Origin of the sequence: Meiothermus hypogaeus, from assembly GCF_003574035.1 — a bacterium.
Lineage (GTDB): Bacteria > Deinococcota > Deinococci > Deinococcales > Thermaceae > Meiothermus > Meiothermus hypogaeus.
In genome coordinates, this window is record NZ_QWKY01000155.1 from 1 (window position 1) to 2,303 (window position 2,303).

The 2,303-nt window shown below is 60.9% G+C and carries 2 protein-coding genes and 1 pseudogene; 2 read left to right on the forward strand and 1 reads right to left on the reverse strand.

The window, feature by feature from the left end; all coding sequences use genetic code 11:
* Positions 1 to 256: 256 nt before the first annotated feature.
* Positions 257 to 1,048, forward strand: coding sequence for a tRNA pseudouridine(38-40) synthase TruA (truA, locus tag Mhypo_RS17610; RefSeq protein WP_240637358.1), 792 nt, complete (start codon positions 257 to 259; stop codon positions 1,046 to 1,048).
* On the opposite strand, the gene Mhypo_RS17615 is transcribed toward truA, so the two are convergent.
* Positions 1,036 to 1,848, reverse strand: a complete 813-nt coding sequence (locus Mhypo_RS17615) for a hypothetical protein (RefSeq protein WP_240637360.1) — start codon at positions 1,846 to 1,848, stop codon at positions 1,036 to 1,038. The genes truA and Mhypo_RS17615 overlap by 13 nt on opposite strands.
* A gap of 367 nt (positions 1,849 to 2,215) precedes the next feature.
* Here Mhypo_RS17615 and Mhypo_RS18690 point away from each other — a divergent pair.
* Positions 2,216 to 2,303, forward strand: a pseudogene (locus Mhypo_RS18690) (transposase); the annotation flags it as partial.

The window sequence follows — 2,303 nt, forward strand, 5'->3', positions numbered from 1 at the left end:
CTGAGCTGCAGCCCGTGGAACGAACCTGGGGGCTGATTGATGGGGTGGTGGCCAATGGGCAGGTGGAGGATGAAGAGGCACTGTGGAGCAAAGTGGAAGCCCGCTGTGCCTACCTGCAGACCCAGCCGGACCTTATTCGGAGCCATACCCTCTTCCACTGGTGGCCGGGAGGATGATGAGGGAATGGATCAGAGGGATTTCTTATCACAGGGGATTGATTGTCGAAAGACTACCTGCGGTTAAAATGACATTCGCTTTGGCAGAACAGGCGATATCGGAAAACACAGGTCTTAGGCGCATCTTGCTCACCCTCGAGTACGACGGCACCGGGTTCGCCGGGCTGCAAACCCAGGCCCAGGGCGAGCGCACGGTGCAACAGGAGCTCGAGGCTGCCCTCAGCAAAATTCCCGGAGCAAGGCCCAAAATTTGGCCCTGTGGCCGCACGGACGCCGGCGTGCACGCGCTGGCCATGCCGGTGCACTACAACACCACCGACCGCATTCCTGTGGAGAAAATCCCCTACGCCCTGAACAGCCTGTTGCCCCCGGACATCCGGGCCCTGCGGGCCGAGGAGGTGCTGCCGGACTTCCATGCCCGCAAGAGCTGCCACTGGCGCGAGTACCGCTACCGCATCCTGCAACGCAGAATGCCCCCAGCCCTGGAGCGGCATCGGGTCTGGTGGATTCCGCAGTCGCTCAACCTGATTCCCCTGCGCCATGCCCTGGAATCGTTGGTGGGCACCCACGACTTTCGCGCCTTTGCGGTCAAGGAGGAGCGCTCTACGGTGCGAACCATCTACCGGGCCCACCTCGAGGTCTGGCCCACCGAGGGCGGGCGGGAAATCTGGCTCGAGTTTGTGGGCTCGGGCTTTTTACGCGGACAGGTGCGCAGCATGGTGGGCACGCTGGTAGAGGTGGGGCTCGGCAAGCGGGACTCCAGTTCCATTGCCCATTTGCTACAGCACGGCACCCGCAAGGACGCCGGCGCCACGGCGCCTCCGCATGGCCTGTATTTTGTGCGCGCGGGCTACCAGCCCTATTGCCAGTGAAGCTGGAAATAGACTCGTAGCGCCTCCACCGGTGCCCTGGACAGGTCTACGGCCAAACGAAGCTGCTCATTCCAGCTATAGGCCATCCCTAAAAGCAGCTTGCGCGGCTCTTGCAACCAGGCCCGCAACCGCTCCTGGGGCAAAAAGGGGCTATTCTCGCCCAGGTAATCCCACTCGGGATTCCACCACACGGAAATCTCAAATCGGCTGCGATCCAGGATCAGGGCCCAGGCCTCCGTATCAGCGTTACAGGGGCACTGCAACACCCAACCCAGGGCCTGCCCCAAAGGGAGCGGCAGTGAAGCCCGGCTCCAAAAACCCCGATCCGACTGCCAGAAGACCTCTACCTCCTGGCCTTGCAACCCCACCCTGGGGTAGAGGCTCAGGGAGGGCTTCAGTTCCCCCAAACCGTTCGGTATCTGCACGATTTCCACAAAAGTACCCAGTTGGAAGATTCCCGCGCCAGCCCCCACAAAACCCTGCCCTCCTGCCAACCCTGCGTTGGGCAGATAAGCCACTTCAAGGCCCAGCCCGGACACCTCCGCAGGTCGATAGCGGGCGAACACCCCCCACCGCCCATCCCGCCCCACCAGGGTATCGTCCCAGGGGCCGCTGTAATCGCGGCGCTTGCCCAGGCTCAAGCCAAACTCCCCCAGATCCTCATGGATATAGGCTTCCAGTAGGCCAAACTGAACGGCTCCCTCGTACCAGAGGCCCAGGTCTGCAAGGTACCCCACACCTTCCCAAAGCATCTGAACCTGTAGACGAGCACCCAAAGCCAGTGCGGGCTCGAGGGACACGGGCTGGTTGAGGCCTCCATTCCGACTGAAGCCAACCTGCACCAACCCCGAATGCTGCAAACAAACCACCTTTTCTGCTGGGGCCCCACAGTCCCATGCAACCTTGAAAGCAGATTCACTCTGTGCAAAAGCAAGCGGTAATAAAGCCAGCAAGCTGCTCAACAACACCACACGCATTCCCCTACAATACAGCCCCCCACTAAAAACGCTGGCTGAAATCTGCACACCTCAGGGCTGGTGCGTGAACCCTCGCAAACCTCAGCCAGGTGTGCTTCAAACTCTTGGTGTTGCAAAAAATGCTCGTATGTAGGCGACCTGGCTGGGTGTTATAAGAACTCCCCCTAGGTTTTTCCCTTAAGATGAGGACATGCACCTGGCCAAACACCAACGCCGCCCCCGGCTGGAGCTCAAGCTGCGGCACCACCCGGACAACCTGCACGCCCTCTACCGGGAAA